The organism is Stenotrophomonas sp. Ps181 (assembly GCF_025697425.1).
GTDB classification, from domain to species: Bacteria; Pseudomonadota; Gammaproteobacteria; order Xanthomonadales; family Xanthomonadaceae; genus Stenotrophomonas; species Stenotrophomonas sepilia.
This window is the reverse complement of record NZ_JAHWBI010000004.1, coordinates 238,243-257,550: the sequence shown is the minus strand read 5'-3', so window position 1 is coordinate 257,550 and position 19,308 is coordinate 238,243. Positions and strand designations below refer to the sequence as shown.

Sequence of the window (19,308 nt, the reverse complement as noted above, 5' to 3'; positions counted from 1 at the left end):
GACCCGACACAGGCTTCATCCCCCCCTGGGTATCCGGACAGACTACCCGAAAAAATGAGAACGTCGTCAGCTGTTCTTGTTGCCCGCCTGTGCCAGCCGCGCCATCCGCTGGGTGTCGGCGAGGATGCCACGCAACAGGCGTACTTCCTGCTCGCTGGGCTCGCTGCGCAGGAACAGCCGGCGCAGCTTGCGCATCGCCGATTCCGGCGCGCGGCCCTTGTGGAAATCGATCTCGTCCAGGGTGTCGCCAAGCTGGGCGAAAAAGCTCTCCATCTGCTCATGGCTTGCTGCCTGTTCGCGGAAACCGGGCTCGGCGTCCACGGCCGGCTGCGCGCCCAGCAGCTGCATGCGTGTTTCATAGGCCAGCACCTGCACGGCGGCAGCCAGATTGAGCGAGCTGAACGCCGGATCGGACGGGATGTGCACCGCTGCATGGCAGAGCTGCAGTTCTTCGTTGGTCAGGCCAGTGCGCTCACGGCCGAACACCAGCGCCACCTCGGCGCCCTCGCCCGCCTTGGCCACCGCACGAGCGGCGGCATCGGCCGGCAGGTACTCCTCCAGCTGGACGCGGCGGGCACGCGCGGTGCAGCCCAGCACCAGGCGGCAATCGGCCACGGCCTCGGCCAGGGTGGCGACCACCGGGGCGTCCCCCAGCACATCTTCGGCCCCGGCCGAGCGGCGGAAGGCCTCCTCGTCCAGAGGCTTTTCGGGAGCGACCAGCACCAGGCGGGCCAGGCCCATGGTCTTCAGGGCACGGGCGGCGGCCCCCATGTTGCCGGGGTGCTGGGTACCGACCAGGACGAATCGGAGACGGGTGGCGGCGGGAAACTGGGACATGAACAGGGAAAAGGTCGAGCTGGACGATGACCAATGGTAAACTGTGCGGCCGGCCACTGCGCCGGACCCGCTCTTTTCCCCCGCCAGTCCATCTCTTCTGCCTTTCCGGGAGCCCACGCCATGCAGAAACCCGCCGTCACCGTCATGGTCAAGGCCGCCCGCCTCGCCGGCAACGTCCTGTTGCGCAACATCAACAAGCTCGAGGCACTGAACGTGGTGCAGAAGGGCCGGATGGACTACGCCAGTGAAGTGGATGCGGACGCGGAAAAGGTCATCGTCAAGGAACTCAAGCGCGCTTACCCGGACTACGGCATCTTCGGTGAAGAAGGTGGCGTGCAGGGCGAGCGCCGCCAGATGTGGGTCATCGACCCGCTGGACGGCACCAGCAACTACCTGCGTGGCGTGCCGCACTACTGCGTGTCGATCGCGCTGGTCGAGAACGGCGAGCCGACCGACGCGGTCATCTTCGACCCGCTGCGCAATGAACTGTTCACCGCCAGCCGTGGTGCCGGCGCCGTGCTGAACGACCGCCGCATCCGCGTGGCCGACCGCAAGGATCTGGAAGGCACGATGATCCACACCGGTTTCGCCCCGCGCGAGCGCAGCCGCGCCAGCGCCCAGCTGAAGGCGGTCGACGCCCTGCTGGTGCACGGTGAGGACATCCGCCGCACCGGTTCGGCGGCACTGGACCTGGCCTACGTGGCCTGCGGCCGTGCCGATGCCTACTTCGAAGCCGGCGTGAAGGCGTGGGACATCGCTGCCGGCCTGCTGCTGGTCCGCGAGGCGGGCGGCAAGGTCTGTGACTTCAAGGGCGCGACCCTGGGCCGCATGGACAACCGTGGCCCGGAGACCCACCAGATCGTGGCCGGCAACCTGAAGGTGGCCGAGTCGCTGCAGAAGGTGCTGGTGAACACCGGCTACGCCGCCGAGTTCGACGCGAAGTTCTGAGGTTTCGCGTAAAGCGGTTCAGGGGGACGGCACCTGCGAAGGTGCCGTTTTCGTTTGTGCGCACGGAGAGTCGTTTCCGCGACTGCGGAGGGGTGTCACTTTCTTTGCGCGCAAAGAAAGTAACCAAAGAAACGCCCCGCCAGCCGCGAGCCGTCGCTACGCGACGGTTCCCTGCGCTTCTCGGAGAATCAGGGGACGGCGCCGAACTCGCTGCGCTCAGACACCGGCGCCTCTTCGCCCCTGATTCCCCTGCGATGCTCGGCTCGCTCAAGGCGGACTGGAAGGTCAAGATCAAGGGCAACAGCATCCACGCCTGGCGTGGGTCTACTGGGTGCAGCTGTGGCATTTGATCTTGGGTCCGCCTTGAGCGAGCTGAGCACCGCAGGTCCGGCGAGGGCGAAGAGGTGCGGGTGTCTGAGCGCAGCGAGTTCCCGCACCGTCCCTCGGCGGGCCGAGGAGCACAGGGTACCGATGCGCAGCATCGGCTCGCGCCCCGGCGGCGTGTTTCTTTGGTTACTTTCTTTGCACGAGCAAAGAAAGTGACACCCCTCCGCGGTCGCGGAAATGACTCTCGCCGGGTCGTACCCGGCGCCACCGATGCATCGGCGCGCATACAAAAACGCCCGGCGCGGGGCCAGGCGTTCCTGCATTACCGTGGAAGCGCGGAGGCTTACGCCACCGTCGACGCCCGCAGCGCGGCGATGCGCTCTTCCAGCGGCGGGTGGCTCATGAACAGCTTCTTGGCCGTCGAACCGGAAATGCCGAAGGCGGCGATCTGGGTCGGCAGCGTGCTCTGGCCGTGGTTGAGCTGCAGGCGCTCCAGCGCGGCGATCATCTTCTGGCGGCCCGCCAGCGAGGCACCCCCCGCATCGGCACGGAACTCGCGGTGGCGCGAGAACCACATCGAGATCATCGTGGCGAACAGGCCGAACACCATCTCCAGCACGAACACGATGATGTAGTAGGCGAAGCCACGGCCGCCGCCTTCGCGGTTGCCCGACAGCGCGCTGTCGATGATGCCGCCGACCACGCGGGCCAGCACGATCACGAAGGTGTTCAACACGCCCTGCAGCAGCGCCATGGTGATCATGTCACCGTTGGCGACGTGGGCGATCTCGTGGCCCAGCACCGCTTCAGCCTCGTCTTCGCTCATGTTGTGCAGCAGGCCGGTGGACACCGCCACCAGCGCGTTGTTGCGGTTGGCACCGGTGGCGAAGGCGTTGATCTCCGGGCCGTCATAGACCGCCACTTCCGGCATGCCGATGCCGGCGGCCTTGGCCTGGCGCTCGACCGTGGCCAGCAGCCAGCGCTCGGTCTGGTTGCGCGGCTCGGTGATCACCACCGCACCGGTGGAGCGCTTGGCCATCCACTTGGACAGCAGCAGCGAGATGAAGGAGCCACCGAAACCGAAGATGCCGGCCATCACCAGCAGGCCGCTCATCGAACGCGCGTCCACGCCCAGGATCGACATGACGATGCCGGCCAGGATCAGGACCGCGAGGTTGGTCGCCAGGAACAGGGCAATACGGGTGAACATGGGAAAATCCGGCTCGGAAGGGGTCGATATCCGTCAATTTGCGGTGCGCTCAGCTTGAATTCAAGCGCCAACCTGACCGACGATTCAGCCTGCATGACCGCCATTGTTCCCTGCGGCCGCTTCGCGCCCTCGCCGACCGGCCTGCTCCACCCCGGATCCCTGCTTGCCGCCTTCGGCAGCTGGCTGCTGGCCCGCCACCACGGCGGCCTGTGGCGGCTGCGCATCGAAGACGTTGACCCGCCGCGTACCGTGCCCGGCGCCGCGCAGTCACAGCTGCAGGCACTGGCTGCGTTCGGCCTGGTCCACGACGGCCCGGTCCTGTGGCAGAGCGCGCGAGGCGAGGCCTACCAGGCCGCGCTGGATGTGTTGCTGGCCAGCGACCAGGCCTTCATCTGCCACTGCAGCCGCAGCGAACTGGCTGCCAGCGGCGGCATCCATCACCGCTGCGTTGCGCGGCAACCGCGACCGGACCCTGCCGTCCGCTTTCGCGTGCCACCGGGCAGCGTCGTGCACTTCGACGATGGCCTGCGTGGCCCGCAGCAGCAGGACGTGCATGCCGAAGTCGGCGACTTCGTGCTGCGCCGTGCCGACGGCTGCTGGGCCTACCAGCTGGCGGTGGTGGTCGATGACGCCGCGCAGAGGGTGACCGAAGTGGTGCGCGGCGCCGATCTGCTCGATTCCACCGCGCGGCAGATCCTGCTGCAGCAGGCGCTGGGCCTGGCCGTGCCGCGCTACTGGCACCTGCCGCTGCTGCTCGACGCCCCCGGCCACAAACTGTCCAAGTCGCTGGCGTCGCTGCCGGTGGACAGTACACGGCCGGTGCCGGTACTGCGCGCGCTCTGGCAGCTGCTGGGCCAGGCCCCTGCCGCACTGGGCGGCGCCGATGACCGGGATGCGCTGCTGCACGCTGCGCAACGGGCATTCGACCCGGCTCGAATGCCGCGGACCGACATCCTGTTGCCGGCCGGCGCACTTTCCGCGCCGATGTTGCAGAATCCCCCTTCCCCCACCTGATTCCCGGACAGCATTCCATGACATCTCGCGTCGCACTGGTCACCGGCGGAACCGGCGGCATCGGTACCGCCATCTGCCAACGCCTGGCCGACCAGGGCCACCGGGTCGCCACCAATTACCGCGACGAGGACAAGGCCCGCGCATGGCAGCAGGCGATGACCGAGCGCGGCCACAACGTGTCGATCTTCCCGGGCGATGTCTCCGATCCGGGCAGCGCCGAGGCGCTGGTGCGTGCGGTCGAGGCCGAGCTGGGCCCGGTGGAGATCCTGGTCAACAACGCCGGCATCACCCGCGACACGACGTTCCACCGCATGCGCGCGGACCAGTGGCACGATGTGATCAACACCAACCTCAATTCGGTGTTCAACGTCACCCGCCCGGTCATCGAAGGCATGCGCCGCCGCGGCTGGGGCCGGGTGATCCAGATCAGCTCGATCAACGGCCTGAAGGGCCAGTACGGCCAGGCCAACTACGCCGCGGCCAAGGCCGGCATGCACGGCTTCACCATTTCGCTGGCCCGCGAGAACGCCGGCTTCGGCATCACCGTGAACACCATTTCGCCCGGCTACGTCGCCACTGACATGGTGATGGCGGTTCCGGAGGACGTGCGCGCCAAGATCATCGCCGACATCCCCACCGGGCGCCTCGGCAAGCCGGAGGAAATCGCCTATGGCGTGTCCTTCCTGGTGGCCGAGGAAGCCTCATGGATCACCGGCAGCAACCTGGACATCAACGGCGGCCACCACATGGGCTGGTAAGTCGCGCAGGGGCCGCTGCGGCATGCGCTGACGGCCCCTGCCGATGGTCATGCTGCGCAGCACGCAAACCCTTGCTGCGCAACATGATCGCTCCTGAAAGCCAAGCCTGGCGGGGCCTGGGGCGGTTGCAACCGCTGCTGCACTGCGCCATGCTGCGCGTCTACTGTGACGAGTACCGCTTCATGGCTGCGACCCGCATCATCAAGAAGTATCCGAACCGCCGTCTCTACGACACCGAGATCTCCAGCTACATCACCATCGAGGACGTGCGCCAGCTGATCCTGGACGGTGAAGACTTCGAAGTCCGCGACGCCAAGAGCGGCGACGACCTCACCCGTTCGGTCCTGCTGCAGATCATCGCCGACCAGGAACAGGACGGCGAACCGATGCTGTCCACCCAGCTGCTGAGCCAGCTGATCCGCTTCTACGGCGATTCCCTGCAGGGCTTCATGGGCAACTACCTGGAGCGCAGCATGCAGGTCTTCCTCGACCAGCAGCAGCAGTTCCGCCAGCAGATGGGCAACCTGCTGGGCCAGACCCCGTGGGCGATGATGAACCAGCTGACCGAGCGCAACCTGGAGCTTTGGCAGGAATTCCAGCGCAGCATGGGCAGCGGCTTCGGTGGCCCGCGCCCGGGCGGCACCGGAACGGGAACCGGCAACAAGCCCGGCGAACCCGGCACCGGTGCCGGCACCAGCGGCAAGACCCGCCGCTGAGCTGCAGCAAGGGCTGATACGAAAACGGCGCGCCCCTGGCGCGCCGTCTTGTTTGCAATCGCGCCAACGGTGCGTCAGCGTTTGGCCTTGCACCCCGTGCACACGCGCTCGACCTTGTAGCCCTTCGCCCTCAGCTTCTCGACCACGCCGTCACTGCCCAGCAGGTGCAGCGTGCCGACCACCACCAGCGTACCGCCCTGCCCGGCCTGCAGGTACGGCTGCAGCTTCGGCACCCAGGCATCGTTGCGCCCGGTGTTGATGCGCTGGTACAGCTGCGGATACTGCTGGCGCATCTCTGCCGCCATCTTGGTCCACAGCAGGCGCTCGTCGCCGCGACGCCATGCATCATGCAGCAGCCGCGCCTGCTCATCGGCCTTGCCGGCCTGGTCCAGTGCTTCGGCCAGCATCTGCCGCTGTTCCTGCACCGTCATCCCGTCCAGCATGCCGATCTGGGTATCGATATCTTCCAGTCCCGCGGTCTTGCGGCCGGTCTTCTGCGCGCGCTCCATGAAGTGGCGGTCCAGGCCCAGCGCCGGGTCCAGGCCCAGCTTCTGCATCTGCCCGATCGAAATGCTCAGGCCGACGAACCAGGGCTTCATGCCCTGCATCTGCGCCAGCGGCAACTGGTTCTGGGCAGCAAAGGCCTGCAGTTTCTGCCAGGTGGCCGCATCCAGATCACGCTTCAGTTCGCTGCCATCGGTGCGGGTCGCAGCCTGCACCATGCGGCTGGCCAGCTGGGGCGATTGCATGTCTTCCGGCGACAGTTCGAACACCACCCGCTGCGAGGCTTCGAACGCCTGCTCGACATCGGGCGACAGCGGGTAGTCCTGTGGCTTCAGCAGATGGAACGATCCCAGCAGGTACACGCGTGCATCGCCTGGGCCGGTGACTTTCCACAACAGGGGTACCGGCGGCTTGGCTGCCGTTGCGGTTGCGGCCGCGGCAGGGCTGGCCTGGGCATCGCGGGCCGTGGCCAGTGGCGCCACTGCGCAGGCCGCCAGCAACAGCGCGGTACGGAACAGGTGTTTGATCGGCATGGTCAGCCTTCTCCTTCAGGCAGGTGGTAGGCCTTCTCGCCGGCTTCCACGCGCAGGTCCAACCGGTTTTCCGGCGGCGCCAGCGGGCAGGTCGCATAGGCGGTGAACGCGCACGGTGGGTTGTAGGCATGGTTGAAATCGATGCGCACCGTGCCGTCTGCAGCGGGGGCATCGGTATCCAGATAGCGCCCGGCCGGATAGCTGCCGCGGCCGCTGGTGCGGTCGGCAAAGATCAGGAACAGTGGCTGCCCGGGCGCACCGATGGCCTCCAGGCGCCAGCTGCGGCCATCACGTTCGAACTCCACCGCACCGGCATTGGGCATCTCGGTGGTCAGGCCAGTGATGTCGACGATCGGCAAGGTCTTGCCCGGTGGATGCGCGATGAAGCGCGCCTGCACCTGCCAGTCCGCGCCGCCCGGCCAGTACTGCAGGCCGGCGAAATCACGCCGCGCAGGTGCATCGGCATGCTTGACCCGCAGCGCGTCCCGTGGCCCCCGGCGGATGATGCTGAGCTGGCCCTTGCCGCCATCGAAGGCCAGCAGCGTCGGCTGCGCGTCCTTGTCGGTGTCGACGCGGATGCGACCACGCACCGGCCGGCCGTCGTGGCTGACATCGACACCGGCTTCAGGCGTGAACCACCACTGCGCCCCGTCGCGACGCAGCAGGCCCAGCTTGTCCGGTCCAACCGCTAGGCGGATCCCGTTGGTCGCGCCGCTGCCGACGAAGTGCGATTTGTTCTGCAGCCAGTGCAGGCCGACCAGGGCCGTCCAGCCATCGGGCCGGGTCAGGTCCTGGTAGCGCGCTACCCGCCACTGCTGCTGCGCGGCCGCGTAGGCCGGATCTTCAGCAACCGTCGGCGCCGGCGGTGTCGCCGGGCTGCAGGCGGCCAACACCACGGCGGCCAGCAGGCCCGCCATTCCCCGATAACGCATCGATGCTCCCCTCAACGTCCGCGCAGGAACCAGCGGTCGATCTCCGCCAGCGAAAAACGGGCCCAGGTCGGTCGGCCATGGTTGCACTGGCCGGACCGTTCGGTGATTTCCATGTCGCGCAGCAGCGCGTTCATTTCCGGCACGGTCAGGCGCCGGTTGGCACGCACCGCGCCATGGCAGGCCATGGTCGACAGCAGCTCGTCGCGTGCACTGGCCACGCGGCGGCTCTGGCCATGCTCGCGCAGGTCGGTCAGCACGTCGCGCAGCAGTCCTTCCGGTTCGGCATGCGCCAGCAGTGCCGGAATGCTGCGCACGTGCAGCGAACCGGGGCCGGCCCGGGTCACCTCGAAGCCGAGTGCCGCCAGTGTGTCGGCTTCGCTTTCGGCGGTGTCGGCCTCGCGCTCGCCCACCGCCAGCGTGATCGGCACCAGCAACGGCTGCGACTGCAGGCCGATGCCATCGTGCGCATTCTTCAGGCGCTCGTAGCCGATGCGTTCGTGGGCCGCATGCATGTCGACCACGATCAGGCCTTCAGCGTTCTCGGCCAGGATGTAGATGCCATGCAGCTGCGCGATCGCATAGCCCAGCGGCGGTACACCTGCGTCGGCACTGGTCACCGGCAACCCGTTCTCGCTCGGCATCGGCGGCAACGCCGCTGCGCGTTCGGCAGCGGCCGGCGTGGCATACAACGCGGCGTAGGCCGCCGGTGCATCGGCCACCTGCAGGCCCAGCGGCTGCTGCGGACGCCAGCCAGAAAATCCGCCACCACCACCTCCCGAGCCGGGCGCAGCCCCACGCACCAGCCCGAACCCCGACGCGCCGGCGCTCGATGCCATCGGGACGGCGGCGGCGTCCACCGGATGTGCGGGGCCGGCACCGATTTCCTGCGCCGACATGCCGGCACGGGTATCGGCCAGCGCATCCTTCAACGTGCGATAGACGAAATCGTGGACCAGCCGCGAATCGCGGAAGCGCACCTCGTGCTTGGCCGGATGCACGTTGACGTCGACGCGGGTCGGATCCAGTTCAAGGAACAGCACATAGGCCGGCTGGCGGCCGTGATACAGCACGTCGCCGTAGGCCATCTTCACCGCGTGGGCGACGCTGCGGTCACGCACTGAGCGACCGTTGACGTACAGGTACTGCTGGTCGGCGCTCGCGCGCGAATAATGCGGCTGCGCAATCCAGCCATGCAGGCGCAGGCCGGCGCCGCTGTGGTCCACGCGCACGGCCTGGTTGGCGAAATCCTCGCCCAGCGTTTCGGCAAGGCGCGCATCGGAATACAGATCGCCCGGCTTGTAGCGCCGCGAGGCCTTGCCGTTGTGCGACACGCGCAGCTCGACATCCGGTCGCGCCAGCGCCAGCGAACGCAGCCACTCTTCGATATGGCCGAGTTCGGTACGCTCGGCGCGCAGGAACTTGCGCCGCGCCGGGACGTTGTAGAAGAGCTCGCGCACTTCCACCGTGGTGCCCGGCGCATGCGCGCGCGGGGTCACCTCGCCGATCTTGCCACCTTCGATCTGCAGTGCCGAACCGTGCTCGTCGTGCGCGCGGCGCGAGCACAGGGTGAAGCGGCTGACCGATGCGATCGACGGCAGCGCTTCTCCCCGGAAACCAAGGGTGGCCACCGATTCGAGGTCGTCGAGATCGGCGATCTTGCTGGTGGCATGGCGCGACACCGCCAGGGGCAACTGCTCGGGCGCGATGCCACTGCCGTTGTCGCGGATGCGGATCAGGCGCACGCCGCCCTCTTCAAGATCGATATCAACGCGGCTGGCGCCGGCGTCGATCGCGTTCTCGACCAGCTCCTTGACCACCGACGCGGGTCGTTCGACCACTTCGCCGGCGGCGATCTGGTTGATCAGGATCTCCGGCAACGGCCGGATCGGGCGCGGATGGGTAGCAGACGTCATGCGGGGATGATAACGGAGCGGCCGAGGGTAGAGTCGAGCCATGCTCGACTGACGGGCTACCGACAAGGCCCAGTCGAGCGCGGCTCGACTCTACAGAAAGCAGTAACCCGCCTTCGGCGGGTTACTTGCTGCCGCCGGCCATGGTGGCTGCGGCGTCGATCTCGGCCTGCGCGCGGGCGGCATACAAGGTGCCCGGCGGCGGTTGGCGGCTGAAGAAGGTGTGCACCCCATCCAGCACGGCGCCCGCGACCTTGCGCTGGTAAGCCGGGTCCGTCAGGCGGCGCTCTTCATCCGGATTGGAGATGAACGCCGTTTCCACCAGCATCGCCGGCATGTCCGACGTGCGCAGCACCGCGAAGTTGGCGCGCTCGATGTTCGGCTTGTGGTTGTTGCCGATCCGCTTCAGGCCGCCCAGCACGTGGCCGGCCGCATCTTCGGACGCCTTCATGTAGCCGCTCTGGGCCAGGTCCAGCAGCACGTTGGCCAGGGTGCCTTCAGTCTGCTGCAGGCGCACGCCACCGACCAGGTCGGCCGCGTTCTCCTTGTCCGCCAGCCAGCGGGCGCGCTGCGAAGAGGCACCCTTGGTCGACAGAACGTACACCGACGAACCCGTGGCAGAACGGTTTTCAGCCGCATCGGCATGGATCGAAATGAAGATGTCCGCCTTGTTCGCACGCGCCTTCTGCGCACGCATCGGCAGCGGAATGAACACGTCGCTGTCGCGCGTCAGGTAGGCCTTGAGGCCCGGCGTGGCATTGACCTGGCGGGCCAGCTCACGCGCCACCGCCAGGGTGACATCCTTCTCGCGCTTGCCGGTCGGGCCGATCGCACCCGGGTCCTGGCCACCATGACCGGGATCGATCGCCACCACGAGGTGGCGCATGCCGGGCTGCATGCGGATGCGCGATGCATCGCTGGGCATGGCCGGACGCGGCGGCTCGGCCGGCGTCGGCGCCGGTGTGGGGGCCGTTGCCGGCGGCGTGGTCACCACCGCAGCGGTGCGCTGGCCGGCGAGGATTGCAGCCGGCGAGGATGAAGGCGTGCTGCTGGCCGCGACGCCCGCCGCAGCAACCTGGGCCGGCGCGCTGGTCGGTGCGGGGGTCGGCGTGGCGGGTGCGGCGGCGCTGGCGCTGGCCTGTTGCTGCACCTGTGCGGTCAACAGGGCCGTGGCCCGCGCAGCATCGGTGCGTGACTGCGCGTTCTCGGCCGGCGTGGGCGCGACTGAGCCCCCCACAGCGGCCGCCTGCGGCTGCACGGCCGGTGGCGTCGCCGGGCGGCTGGTGGCCACGGCAGGGCCATCACCCGGCCATTCGATCACCAGCTTGGATTCATTGCCCTCGCGCTGCATCTGCGGGCGGAACGGCGCCACCGATTCGGCAAGGTCGAACACGACACGGAAAGTGCCCGGGACCGGCTGTCCGGTACGCACCGCCGTCACCACGCCCTGCGCGGCCGGCATCTTCAGGTTGCGGACGGCGCTGGAGTCGGGGAAATCGACCACCAGGCGGTTCGGGCCGGCCAACGACAGGGTCTTGTAGCCGCCACTGCCGACCAGCGAGATCTCGGCACGGGTGCCAGTCGCGCCGGTGTTCAACAGGACCTGGCGCACTTCACCCGCCCACGCACTGACGCTCGCCAGACCCAGTCCGACGGCGGCACAGATGGCGATGAGACGGTTCCCCGGGCGCATGGCTCAGGATTCAATCACCGCGCTGAACGGAATGCAACACCTTTTTCCTTAATAATCCGTAACCTGCCGATCTTTGTTCTCGTCAGCGGACAGAAATGGCCTGCAAGTCGCCCCCTTGGGGCAGCCGTTTCAGCCATTCCTGTCCAGCGTCGCTGGCCGCGGTGAGACGGACACGGCGCCCCTGTCCTTCGATCTCCAGCGCTACCACCAGATCGGTCGGCGGCAGCGCGCCGGCGCCCCGTTCCGGCCATTCGACCAGCCACAGGACCGCGCTGCCTTCGTCCAGGCCGAGGAAATCCAGCTCACCGGCCTGGCCGATGCGGTACAGGTCCAGGTGCCACGCCTCACCGCCACTGGCCAGCGGATAGCGCTCGACCAGGGTGTAGGTGGGGCTGCGGATCGCCCCCTGCACGCCCAGCGCGCGCAGCAGCGCGCGGGCCGTGGTCGACTTGCCGGCGCCCAGGTCGCCGCGCAGTTCGATCAGCGCCTGCGGGGGCCGGGTGGCCGCCAGCCACTGCCCGAGCAGTTCGGTGGCGTCGCTGTCGGCAAGGAAGAATTCGGTCATGGGGAGAGGTCCGGGTTGGCCAGTCGCCGCAGCGGCGCCAGCAGATCAGTAGGAAGCAGGCCGCGCGCGCCATCGGCGGCAGCCGCATCGCCCGCCAGCGCATGCAGCAGCGCGCCCGCGGCCGCGGCATCGAAGGCCGCAAGGCCCTGCGCGCGCAGGCTGGCGATGATGCCGGTGAGCAGGTCGCCCATGCCTCCCACGGCCATCCCTGGGTTACCGGCAGCGATCAACCGGGGCGTTTGCCCAGGCGCCGCCACGATGCTGCCAGCGCCCTTCAGCACCACCACGGCGTGGAAGCGCTCGGCCAGCATGTGCGCACAGGTGTAGCGGTCGGCCTGGATTTCAGCCGTGCTGCAGCCGAGCAGGCGTGCGGCCTCGCCCGGGTGCGGTGTGAGAATGGCATCGGGCAACGCGCGCGGATCCTGCGCCAGCAGGTTCAGCGCATCGGCATCGACCACCAATGGCTTGGCGCTGGCCAGCACCCGCGCAAACAAGGCGCGTGCCCATTCGTCCTGGCCCAGACCGGGCCCGATCGCCACCACCTTCGCCTTGTCCAGCAGCGCCGGCAGCACATCGCCGTCTTCCAGTGCATGGGTCATCGCCTCGGGCAGCCGAGCCAGCAGTGGACCGACGTGGTCGCGGCGGGTGCCCAGGCTGAACAGCCCCGCCCCTGCGCGCAAGGCGGCCTCGGCTGCCATGGCGATGGCACCGCCGCTGCCGTGGTTGCCGCCGACGCACAGCACGTGGCCGGATTCCCCCTTGTGGGTGTTTGCGCGGCGCGGCGGCAACAGGGCCGGCAACCGTGTCTGCGTCCAGTACTCCACGGCAGGCGACACGCTTTGCCATGCGGCAGCGGGCAACTGCAGGGGTGCCAGGGCCTTGTGCCCGCAATGATCCAGCGCGTCGCCGGTGTACAACCCGCGATGGGCCACGATGAACTGCAGGGTCAGCGCAGCGCGTACTGCCGCGCCGGGTACCGCACCGCGGTCGGCATCGACGCCACTGGGCACATCCAGGGCCAGCACAGGTGCCGCCTGCGCATTGATCGCAACGATCAGCGCCTGCGCCGCACCCTCCGGCGCGCGATCGAAGCCCAGCCCGAACAGGGCATCGACCCAGATGTCGGCCTCGGGCAGCGCGCCGTCGAACTCGGTGACGGTGCCGCCGTCGGACCTGAACTCCGATGTTGCACGCTGCGCCAGCGCGGTCGATGGCGCCCTGCCCGGCAGGGCGATCACCCTCACCTCGCGCCCGGCCTGCAACGCGTGGCGAGCCAGCACAAGGCCGTCGCCGCCATTGTTGCCCGCACCGACCACCACGCCGATGCGCTGCGCCTGCGGCCAATGCTGCAGCAGGCACTGCCAGGCGGCCTGGCCCGCCTGCGCCATCAGTCCCCAGCCAGCATCCCCCTCCAGGGTGGACGCCTGGGCATCCAGCGCACGCGCGGCAGCGGAATCGAACAGATCGGCAAGGTTGGCCATGCAGGGATTTTATACTGGTGCACATGTTCCCTGCCCCCACCCCTGTCGATCCGGCCCAGGCCGTGCAGCGCATCCGCGAACTGGCCCGAGCGCATGGCTTCCAGCGCTGCGGCATCGCCGGCATCGAGCTGGGCGAGGATGAAGCGCACCTGGCCGACTGGCTGGGCCAGGGCCTGTACGGCACGATGGACTGGATGGCGCGCCACGGCACCCTGCGCGCACGACCGGCCGAGCTGTTGCCCGGCACTGTGCGCGTGATCTCGGTGGGCATGGACTACAGCCACAAGGATGACACCGAAGCCTGGGCGACGCTGGCCGACCCGGGCCGCGCCTACGTGGCGCGCTATGCGCTGGGCCGCGACTACCACAAGCTGATGCGCAACCGCCTGCAGAAGCTGGCGACGCAGATCAACGACGAAGTCGCGCCACTGGGCTACCGCGTGTTCGTCGATTCCGCCCCCGTCCTGGAGCGCGCACTGGCCCGCAACGCCGGGCTCGGCTGGATCGGCAAGCACACCTGCCTGATCGACCGCCATGGCGGTTCCTGGTTCTTCATCGGCGAGATCTACATCGACATCCCGTTGCCGATCGATACGCCGGCCACGGCGCACTGCGGCACCTGCACGCGCTGCATCGATGTCTGCCCGACCCAGGCCATCACCGGCCCGCAGCGGCTGGACGCGCGGCGCTGCATTTCCTACCTGACCATCGAACACGACGGCGCCATTCCCGAACAGATGCGCCCGCTGATCGGCAACCGCATCTATGGCTGCGACGACTGCCAGCTGGTCTGCCCCTGGAACAAGTTCGCCAGGCGCACCGACGAAGCCGATTTCCGCGCGCGCAACAACCTCGATACCGCGCGCCTGGACCAGCTGTTCGCCTGGGACGAAGCCGAGTTCCTGCGCCGCACCGAAGGCAGCCCGATCAGGCGCAGCGGCCATGAGCGCTGGCTACGCAACATCGCCGTGGCGCTGGGCAATGCCCCGTCCTCGGCCGAAGCGCTGGCTGCCCTGCAGACCCGCATCGACGATCCCTCGCCGCTGGTGCGTGAACACGTGCAGTGGGCACTGGGCCAGCACACGGCGCGCTGACGTGCGATCCTGAAGCCCCCGTTCCGCCCGCAGCACGCCGTTTCCATGCAACCACGCAACAACGACATTTTCACCCCCAGCCAGCTCAACACCCTGGCCCGCGACCTGCTGGAAGGCAGCTTCCCGGCGATCTGGGTCGAGGCCGAACTGGGCAGCGTGGCGCGTCCTGCCTCCGGGCATCTGTATTTCACCCTGAAGGACGCGCGTGCGCAGCTGCGTGCGGCGATGTTCCGGATGAAGGCGCAGTACCTGAAGTTCGTGCCGCGCGAAGGCATGCGCGTGCTGGTGCGCGGCAAGGTGACCCTGTACGACGCCCGTGGCGAGTACCAGATGGTGCTGGACCACATGGAGGAAGCCGGCGAAGGCGCGCTGCGCCGCGCCTTCGAGGAACTGAAGGCACGGCTGGAGGCCGAAGGCCTGTTCGACCCGGCACGCAAGCGGCCGCTGCCGGCGCACGTGCAACGCCTGGCCGTGATCACCTCGCCCACCGGCGCTGCCGTGCGCGACGTGCTGAGCGTGCTCGGCCGACGCTTCCCGCTGCTGGAAGTTGACCTGCTGCCGACCCTGGTACAGGGCAGCAGTGCCGCCGCGCAGATCACCCGACTGCTGCAGGCCGCCGATGCCAGCGGCCGCTACGACGTGATCCTGCTGACGCGCGGTGGTGGTTCGCTGGAAGACCTGTGGGCCTTCAACGATGAAACACTGGCCCGGGCGATCGCCGCCAGCAGCACGCCGGTGGTCTCGGCGGTGGGCCACGAAACCGACTTCAGCCTGAGCGACTTCGCCGCCGACCTGCGTGCACCAACGCCCTCGGTGGCGGCCGAGCTGCTGGTACCGGACCAGCGCGAACTGGCCCTGCGCCTGCGCCGCACGGCCGCCCGCATGGTGCAGCTGCAACGGCATGCGATGCAGCAGGCGATGCAGCGCGCCGACCGCGCCCTGTTGCGCCTGAACGCCCAGAGCCCGCAGGCACGACTGGACCTGCTGCGTCGACGCCAGCTCGATCTGGGCCGGCGCCTGCATACCGCGTTCAACCAGCAGCAGGAGCGCCGTGCTGCGCGCCTTCGCCATGCAGCGGCGGTCCTGCGCGGGCATCATCCACAGCGCCAGCTCGACACGATGCAACGCCGCCTGGCCGCCCTGCGCGGACGACCGCAGGCAGCGATGCAGCGTCTGCTGGAGCGCGATGCACTGCGACTGCGCGGGCTGGCACGTTCACTTGAAGCAGTCAGCCCGCTGGCGACCGTGGCGCGTGGCTACAGCATCCTGACCCGCAGCGATGATGGCACCCTGGTGCGGAAGGTTGATCAGGTACAGCCCGGTGACGCCCTGCGGGCCCGCGTCGGCGACGGCGTGATCGACGTGCAGGTCAAGTAAAGGGGTTCGGCAGGGCTGCGCCCTGCACCTGCAGAGGCAAATGCAACAGCCGAAGCAACAGCGAAAGCGGCTCTGGATTGCTGATAGCTTGGCGGGGTGGTGTGGCTGTGCAGGACACGCCGTAAACCATCCCTGGGGGCTCGATGGCGCCATCCATGGCGCCAACGGTCCTGCACAGCCACACCGCCCCACCCTCGACAGTGTCCCGATGACGGTCGGTAGATCCACGCCATGCGTGGATGAATCTCTTTCAGACATCGAATCAATTCGGGGTCAGATCCGTTTTCCTGCGGAAAACGGATCTGACCCCAAGCGCCATTCCGGCAGATCGCGGACATCTGTCGAAGGCGGGGTGGGTCCGGTTGCGGGGGCGTGAGCCGCATGGATGCGGCGACCGAGCTTACATGGACGTACTTGCAGCGGCCCACGCAACCGGACCCACCCCGCCATCCCACGGAATGCACGCTGTTGCTGTTGCTTCGGCAGGTGCAGGGCTGCAAGCCCTGCCGAACAACCCCCTACTTTGCCTGCTCGCAGAACTTCTGCCGGTACTCGAGCGCCTTCGGCATCAGTGCCTGCAGGTTCTGGATGCGGGTACCCGGGTTCGGGTGCGTGGAGGCGAACTCCGGCGGCGCCTGGCCGCCACTGGCCTGGCCCATGCGCTGCCACAATGGCACCGCCTCGCGGGGATCGAAGCACGCCGCTGCGGCCAGCATCAGCCCCACTTCATCGGCCTGCGTCTCGTGGCTGCGCGCATAGGGCAGCAGATACCCGTAGCCCATCGCCGACATCATCATCTGTTGCTGCTGCGCATCCATGCCGCTGGCGGCACCGGCCATCTGCCCGATCTGGGTCAGCTTCTGCTGCGCCATCCGCTGCGCACCATGGCGCAGCAGCGCGTGGGCGATCTCATGGCCCATCACCACCGCCATCGCATCACGCGTACGCGCCACCGGCACCAGGCCGGTGTAGACCGCCATCTTGCCGCCAGGCAGGCAGAACGCATTGGCCTGCTCGGACGGGATCACGTTCACTTCCCACTGGAAATCCCGTGCGAAATGCGCCGGCTGCACGCCGTGCTCCTGTGCCAGCGCGGTCTCCACCACATCCACCTTGGCGATCAGGCGCTGTGCGATATCGCGCACATCGCGCGCGATCGGCGCATTCGGATCCATCGGCCGTTCCTGCGAGAGGATCTGCTGGTAGGCCTGCAGACCGAGCGCAGTCTCCTGGCGCGCATCCAGGCTGCTGTCGATCATCACCTTCTCGCCGGTGTAGGGATCGACGGTGCGATTGGAGAACCAGTAGAACACCGCATAGCCCGCCGCCAGCAGCAGCACCCACCAGCGGATGTTGCCGAACAGGCCGCGTCGCTGCGGACCTTGGGGCGAGCGGGAGAAGGGATCGTTGCGCATCGGTGGTCTTCCAGCAGACCCCGCCGGCTGGCGGGCACGACGCAATCTTAGTGCGCGGATGCCAGCGGCGGGTGAAGCCCGATGCCGCTCAGATGCCGCGCACCAGGCGGAAGCCGATGCGCGCATTGGTGGTGTCCGAATCCTGCGATTGCCGCCAGGCCGCACGGGTCTGCTCGGGCGCATTGGCCCAGTTGCCGCCCCGGATCACCCGCGACCGGCAGCCCGGGTTGAACCAGGCGACACCATCGGACGGCGCACGCCGGTAGCTGGCGTGCCAGCAGTCGGCCACCCATTCGCTCAGATTCCCGGCCATGTCGTGCAGGCCGAAGGCATTGGCCTGGAAACTGGCCACCGGCGCCGGTCCCCACCAGCCATCGCCATAGCCGATGAAAGCGTTGTGCCAGTGCCGACCCGAAGGCGAGACGTCCTTGCTGCCGGTGAAATTGCCGCTGCCCGGCGGCGGCGTACCGGCGTCTCCCCAGGGGTAGCGGCCACTGCTCCCGGCGCGCAGCGCATATTCGAATTCGGCCTCGCTCGGCAGCCGGTAGCTGCGTCCTGTCTGCTCGGACAGCCATGCCGCGTAGTTCTCGGCATCCCGCACGCTGACATGCATCACCGGCGAGTTGCCCAGTGCGCGCGCGCCATCGTAATCCGAACGCCAGTCGACGCCGCTGCGGCGGATGAAATTGCCGCTGCGCTCGTCATAGACCACCGAGTGACCGCGTCGGGTCGCACGTGGTCGTGCATTGGTCGACTTCACATAGCGCTCGAAATCGCCGACGGTAATCTCGGTGATCGCCATGGCGAAGCCGCGGTCAAAGCGAACGTAATGGGAGGGGCGCTCGGCGTCGGTGGAGCCGGGCTCGGTATCACCCGCGCCCATCTGGAAGCCGCCATGCGGCACCACCACCATCTGCGGACCGCGCCCCCCATCACGCATCGCGTCGCTGAACACCTGACCCGGGCGGAAGCTGCCGTAATGGGTAGCCAGATCGATGCGTTCGCGCAACTGGGCCACCACCGCATCCCCCGGCAAGGCGATGCGCAGGGCCTCGGCCAGCTTTTCGCGCGCCGGCTTCAGCCCCTGCGGCGTAGCCAGCTCGCGCAGGCCCTCATCACGCAGCTGCAGCAACGCGGCGGCGCGGATCTGCTCGATGCGCTCGAAGGCATCGGCAATGGTCGGTGACGAGTCACGGACCTTGCTGGCTTCGGCCAGCCAGGTGCCCGCGCTGGCAAAGTCGCGCACGCGCGCCGCGTCCTCGGCCCGGCGGATCAGGCCACTCTCGGCCGCCGCCAGGCCCTGCCGCGCCCGGCTGTTGTGTTCATCCAGAGCCAGCGCTTCACGGAAGTTGCCGATCGCACCGTCACCGTCCTCGCCGATCCGCCCCGACCGCAGGTCTTCCTCGCCGGCACGGTTGTAGGCCACCACGCGCTGGGCGAGCTCCACTCGGCCCTGCAGCGCGCGCACCTTCTCATCCTTCGGCGCCAGGGTCAGCAGCACCAGCGCCTGGCGACTCGCCTCGGCCAGCGCCTCGCGCTGCCGCAGTGGCCGGACCAGCAGGGCATCGGCCTGCTGCTGCAGGCGCTGGCAAGCACGCTGCAGGCCGCTGCGGGCCAGGCGGTCATCCGGGTCTTCCTCCTGCACCGCCAGCCACAGCGGAACCGCCGCGTCGGCGTCCTCGTACAGGTGCCCTTCGCTGAACGCCTTTTCGGCCGCGCGGCGCAGCTGGGCCACGCTGCGGCCCTGCCGGTCGACCCGTGGCGGTGTCCACCGCTGCACATCCTCGGTGGCATCCTCACCGGCAATGGTGACGCTGCCCTGCCCGGTCCCCGGTGTCGGCTCCGCCAGTGAACCTTCCTGCGGCCGCGCGTCCTCGCCAGCAGCCGGCCCCGGCTCCGGTGTCGCCGAGGGCGACGGTGTGCAACCGGCCAGGGCCACGGCCAGAACGGTGCACAGCACGGACGACAGCGGGAAACGCAAGCAGGATCTCCTT

General features: G+C 68.4%; 16 protein-coding genes. 6 read left to right on the top strand and 10 right to left on the bottom strand.

Features of this window, described 5'->3' with window-relative positions; all coding sequences use genetic code 11:
• Positions 1–66: 66 nt before the first annotated feature.
• Positions 67–837 carry an RNA methyltransferase gene (locus KXV01_RS11310; protein WP_049412676.1) on the bottom strand — a complete coding sequence of 257 codons (771 nt, stop codon included), beginning with the start codon at positions 835–837 and terminating at the stop codon, positions 67–69.
• Positions 838–957: 120 nt separating this feature from the next.
• Here KXV01_RS11310 and KXV01_RS11305 point away from each other — a divergent pair, with 120 nt between their 5' ends.
• Positions 958–1,785 carry an inositol monophosphatase family protein gene (locus KXV01_RS11305; RefSeq protein WP_005417749.1) on the top strand — a complete coding sequence of 276 codons (828 nt, stop codon included), beginning with the start codon at positions 958–960 and terminating at the stop codon, positions 1,783–1,785.
• A 670-nt stretch (positions 1,786–2,455) separates the two neighbouring features.
• Here KXV01_RS11305 and htpX read toward each other — a convergent pair.
• Positions 2,456–3,322, bottom strand: coding sequence for a protease HtpX (gene htpX, locus KXV01_RS11300; RefSeq protein ID WP_049415827.1), 867 nt, complete (start codon positions 3,320–3,322; stop codon positions 2,456–2,458).
• Between the two features lie 93 nt (positions 3,323–3,415).
• Between htpX and gluQRS the strand changes: the two genes are divergently transcribed.
• From gluQRS to phaR, 3 genes are all read left to right on the top strand, one after another.
• On the top strand, positions 3,416–4,336 hold the full coding sequence (gluQRS, locus tag KXV01_RS11295; RefSeq protein WP_111097195.1) for a tRNA glutamyl-Q(34) synthetase GluQRS: 921 nt from the start codon (positions 3,416–3,418) through the stop codon (positions 4,334–4,336).
• Positions 4,337–4,353: 17 nt separating this feature from the next.
• Positions 4,354–5,094, top strand: a complete 741-nt coding sequence (gene phbB, locus KXV01_RS11290; protein ID WP_049415831.1) for an acetoacetyl-CoA reductase — start codon at positions 4,354–4,356, stop codon at positions 5,092–5,094.
• 182 nt (positions 5,095–5,276) lie between these two features.
• Entirely contained in the window at positions 5,277–5,810 is a 534-nt protein-coding gene (gene phaR / locus KXV01_RS11285; RefSeq protein ID WP_049415851.1) for a polyhydroxyalkanoate synthesis repressor PhaR, read from the top strand.
• Positions 5,811–5,884: 74 nt separating this feature from the next.
• Here the strand turns inward: phaR and KXV01_RS11280 are convergent, their stop codons facing one another.
• The 6 genes from KXV01_RS11280 to KXV01_RS11255 form a co-directional block, all read right to left on the bottom strand.
• Positions 5,885–6,847, bottom strand: a complete 963-nt coding sequence (locus KXV01_RS11280; protein ID WP_049415833.1) for a TraB/GumN family protein — start codon at positions 6,845–6,847, stop codon at positions 5,885–5,887.
• 2 nt (positions 6,848–6,849) lie between these two features.
• Positions 6,850–7,779, bottom strand: coding sequence for a DUF1684 domain-containing protein (locus KXV01_RS11275; RefSeq protein WP_111097196.1), 930 nt, complete (start codon positions 7,777–7,779; stop codon positions 6,850–6,852).
• Positions 7,780–7,790: 11 nt separating this feature from the next.
• Positions 7,791–9,692 (bottom strand): DNA mismatch repair endonuclease MutL, encoded by a 1,902-nt coding sequence (mutL, locus tag KXV01_RS11270; RefSeq protein WP_049415837.1) that lies wholly within the window; start codon positions 9,690–9,692, stop codon positions 7,791–7,793.
• A gap of 121 nt (positions 9,693–9,813) precedes the next feature.
• Positions 9,814–11,382, bottom strand: a complete 1,569-nt coding sequence (locus KXV01_RS11265) for an N-acetylmuramoyl-L-alanine amidase (RefSeq protein ID WP_049440792.1) — start codon at positions 11,380–11,382, stop codon at positions 9,814–9,816.
• 82 nt (positions 11,383–11,464) lie between these two features.
• The gene (tsaE, locus tag KXV01_RS11260; protein WP_263467802.1) at positions 11,465–11,947 is read right to left on the bottom strand and encodes a tRNA (adenosine(37)-N6)-threonylcarbamoyltransferase complex ATPase subunit type 1 TsaE; all 483 of its coding nucleotides are present in this window, start codon (positions 11,945–11,947) and stop codon (positions 11,465–11,467) included.
• Positions 11,944–13,428: an NAD(P)H-hydrate dehydratase gene (locus tag KXV01_RS11255; protein WP_111096194.1), complete on the bottom strand. Its 1,485-nt coding sequence runs from the start codon at positions 13,426–13,428 to the stop codon at positions 11,944–11,946. The genes tsaE and KXV01_RS11255 overlap by 4 nt, the downstream gene beginning before the upstream one ends.
• A 23-nt stretch (positions 13,429–13,451) precedes the next feature.
• On the opposite strand from KXV01_RS11255, the gene queG reads away from it, so the two are divergent.
• Both queG and xseA read left to right on the top strand, forming a co-directional pair.
• The gene (gene queG, locus KXV01_RS11250; protein ID WP_049415844.1) at positions 13,452–14,522 is read left to right on the top strand and encodes a tRNA epoxyqueuosine(34) reductase QueG; all 1,071 of its coding nucleotides are present in this window, start codon (positions 13,452–13,454) and stop codon (positions 14,520–14,522) included.
• 45 nt (positions 14,523–14,567) lie between these two features.
• A complete protein-coding gene (gene xseA, locus KXV01_RS11245) occupies positions 14,568–15,899 on the top strand; it encodes an exodeoxyribonuclease VII large subunit (protein WP_049415847.1) in 1,332 nt (443 codons plus the stop codon).
• A gap of 518 nt (positions 15,900–16,417) precedes the next feature.
• Here the strand turns inward: xseA and KXV01_RS11240 are convergent.
• Positions 16,418–17,314, bottom strand: a complete 897-nt coding sequence (locus KXV01_RS11240; RefSeq protein WP_005417787.1) for a M48 family metallopeptidase — start codon at positions 17,312–17,314, stop codon at positions 16,418–16,420.
• An 88-nt stretch (positions 17,315–17,402) separates the two neighbouring features.
• The gene (locus KXV01_RS11235; RefSeq protein WP_263467801.1) at positions 17,403–19,295 is read right to left on the bottom strand and encodes a formylglycine-generating enzyme family protein; all 1,893 of its coding nucleotides are present in this window, start codon (positions 19,293–19,295) and stop codon (positions 17,403–17,405) included.
• Positions 19,296–19,308 lie beyond the last annotated feature (13 nt).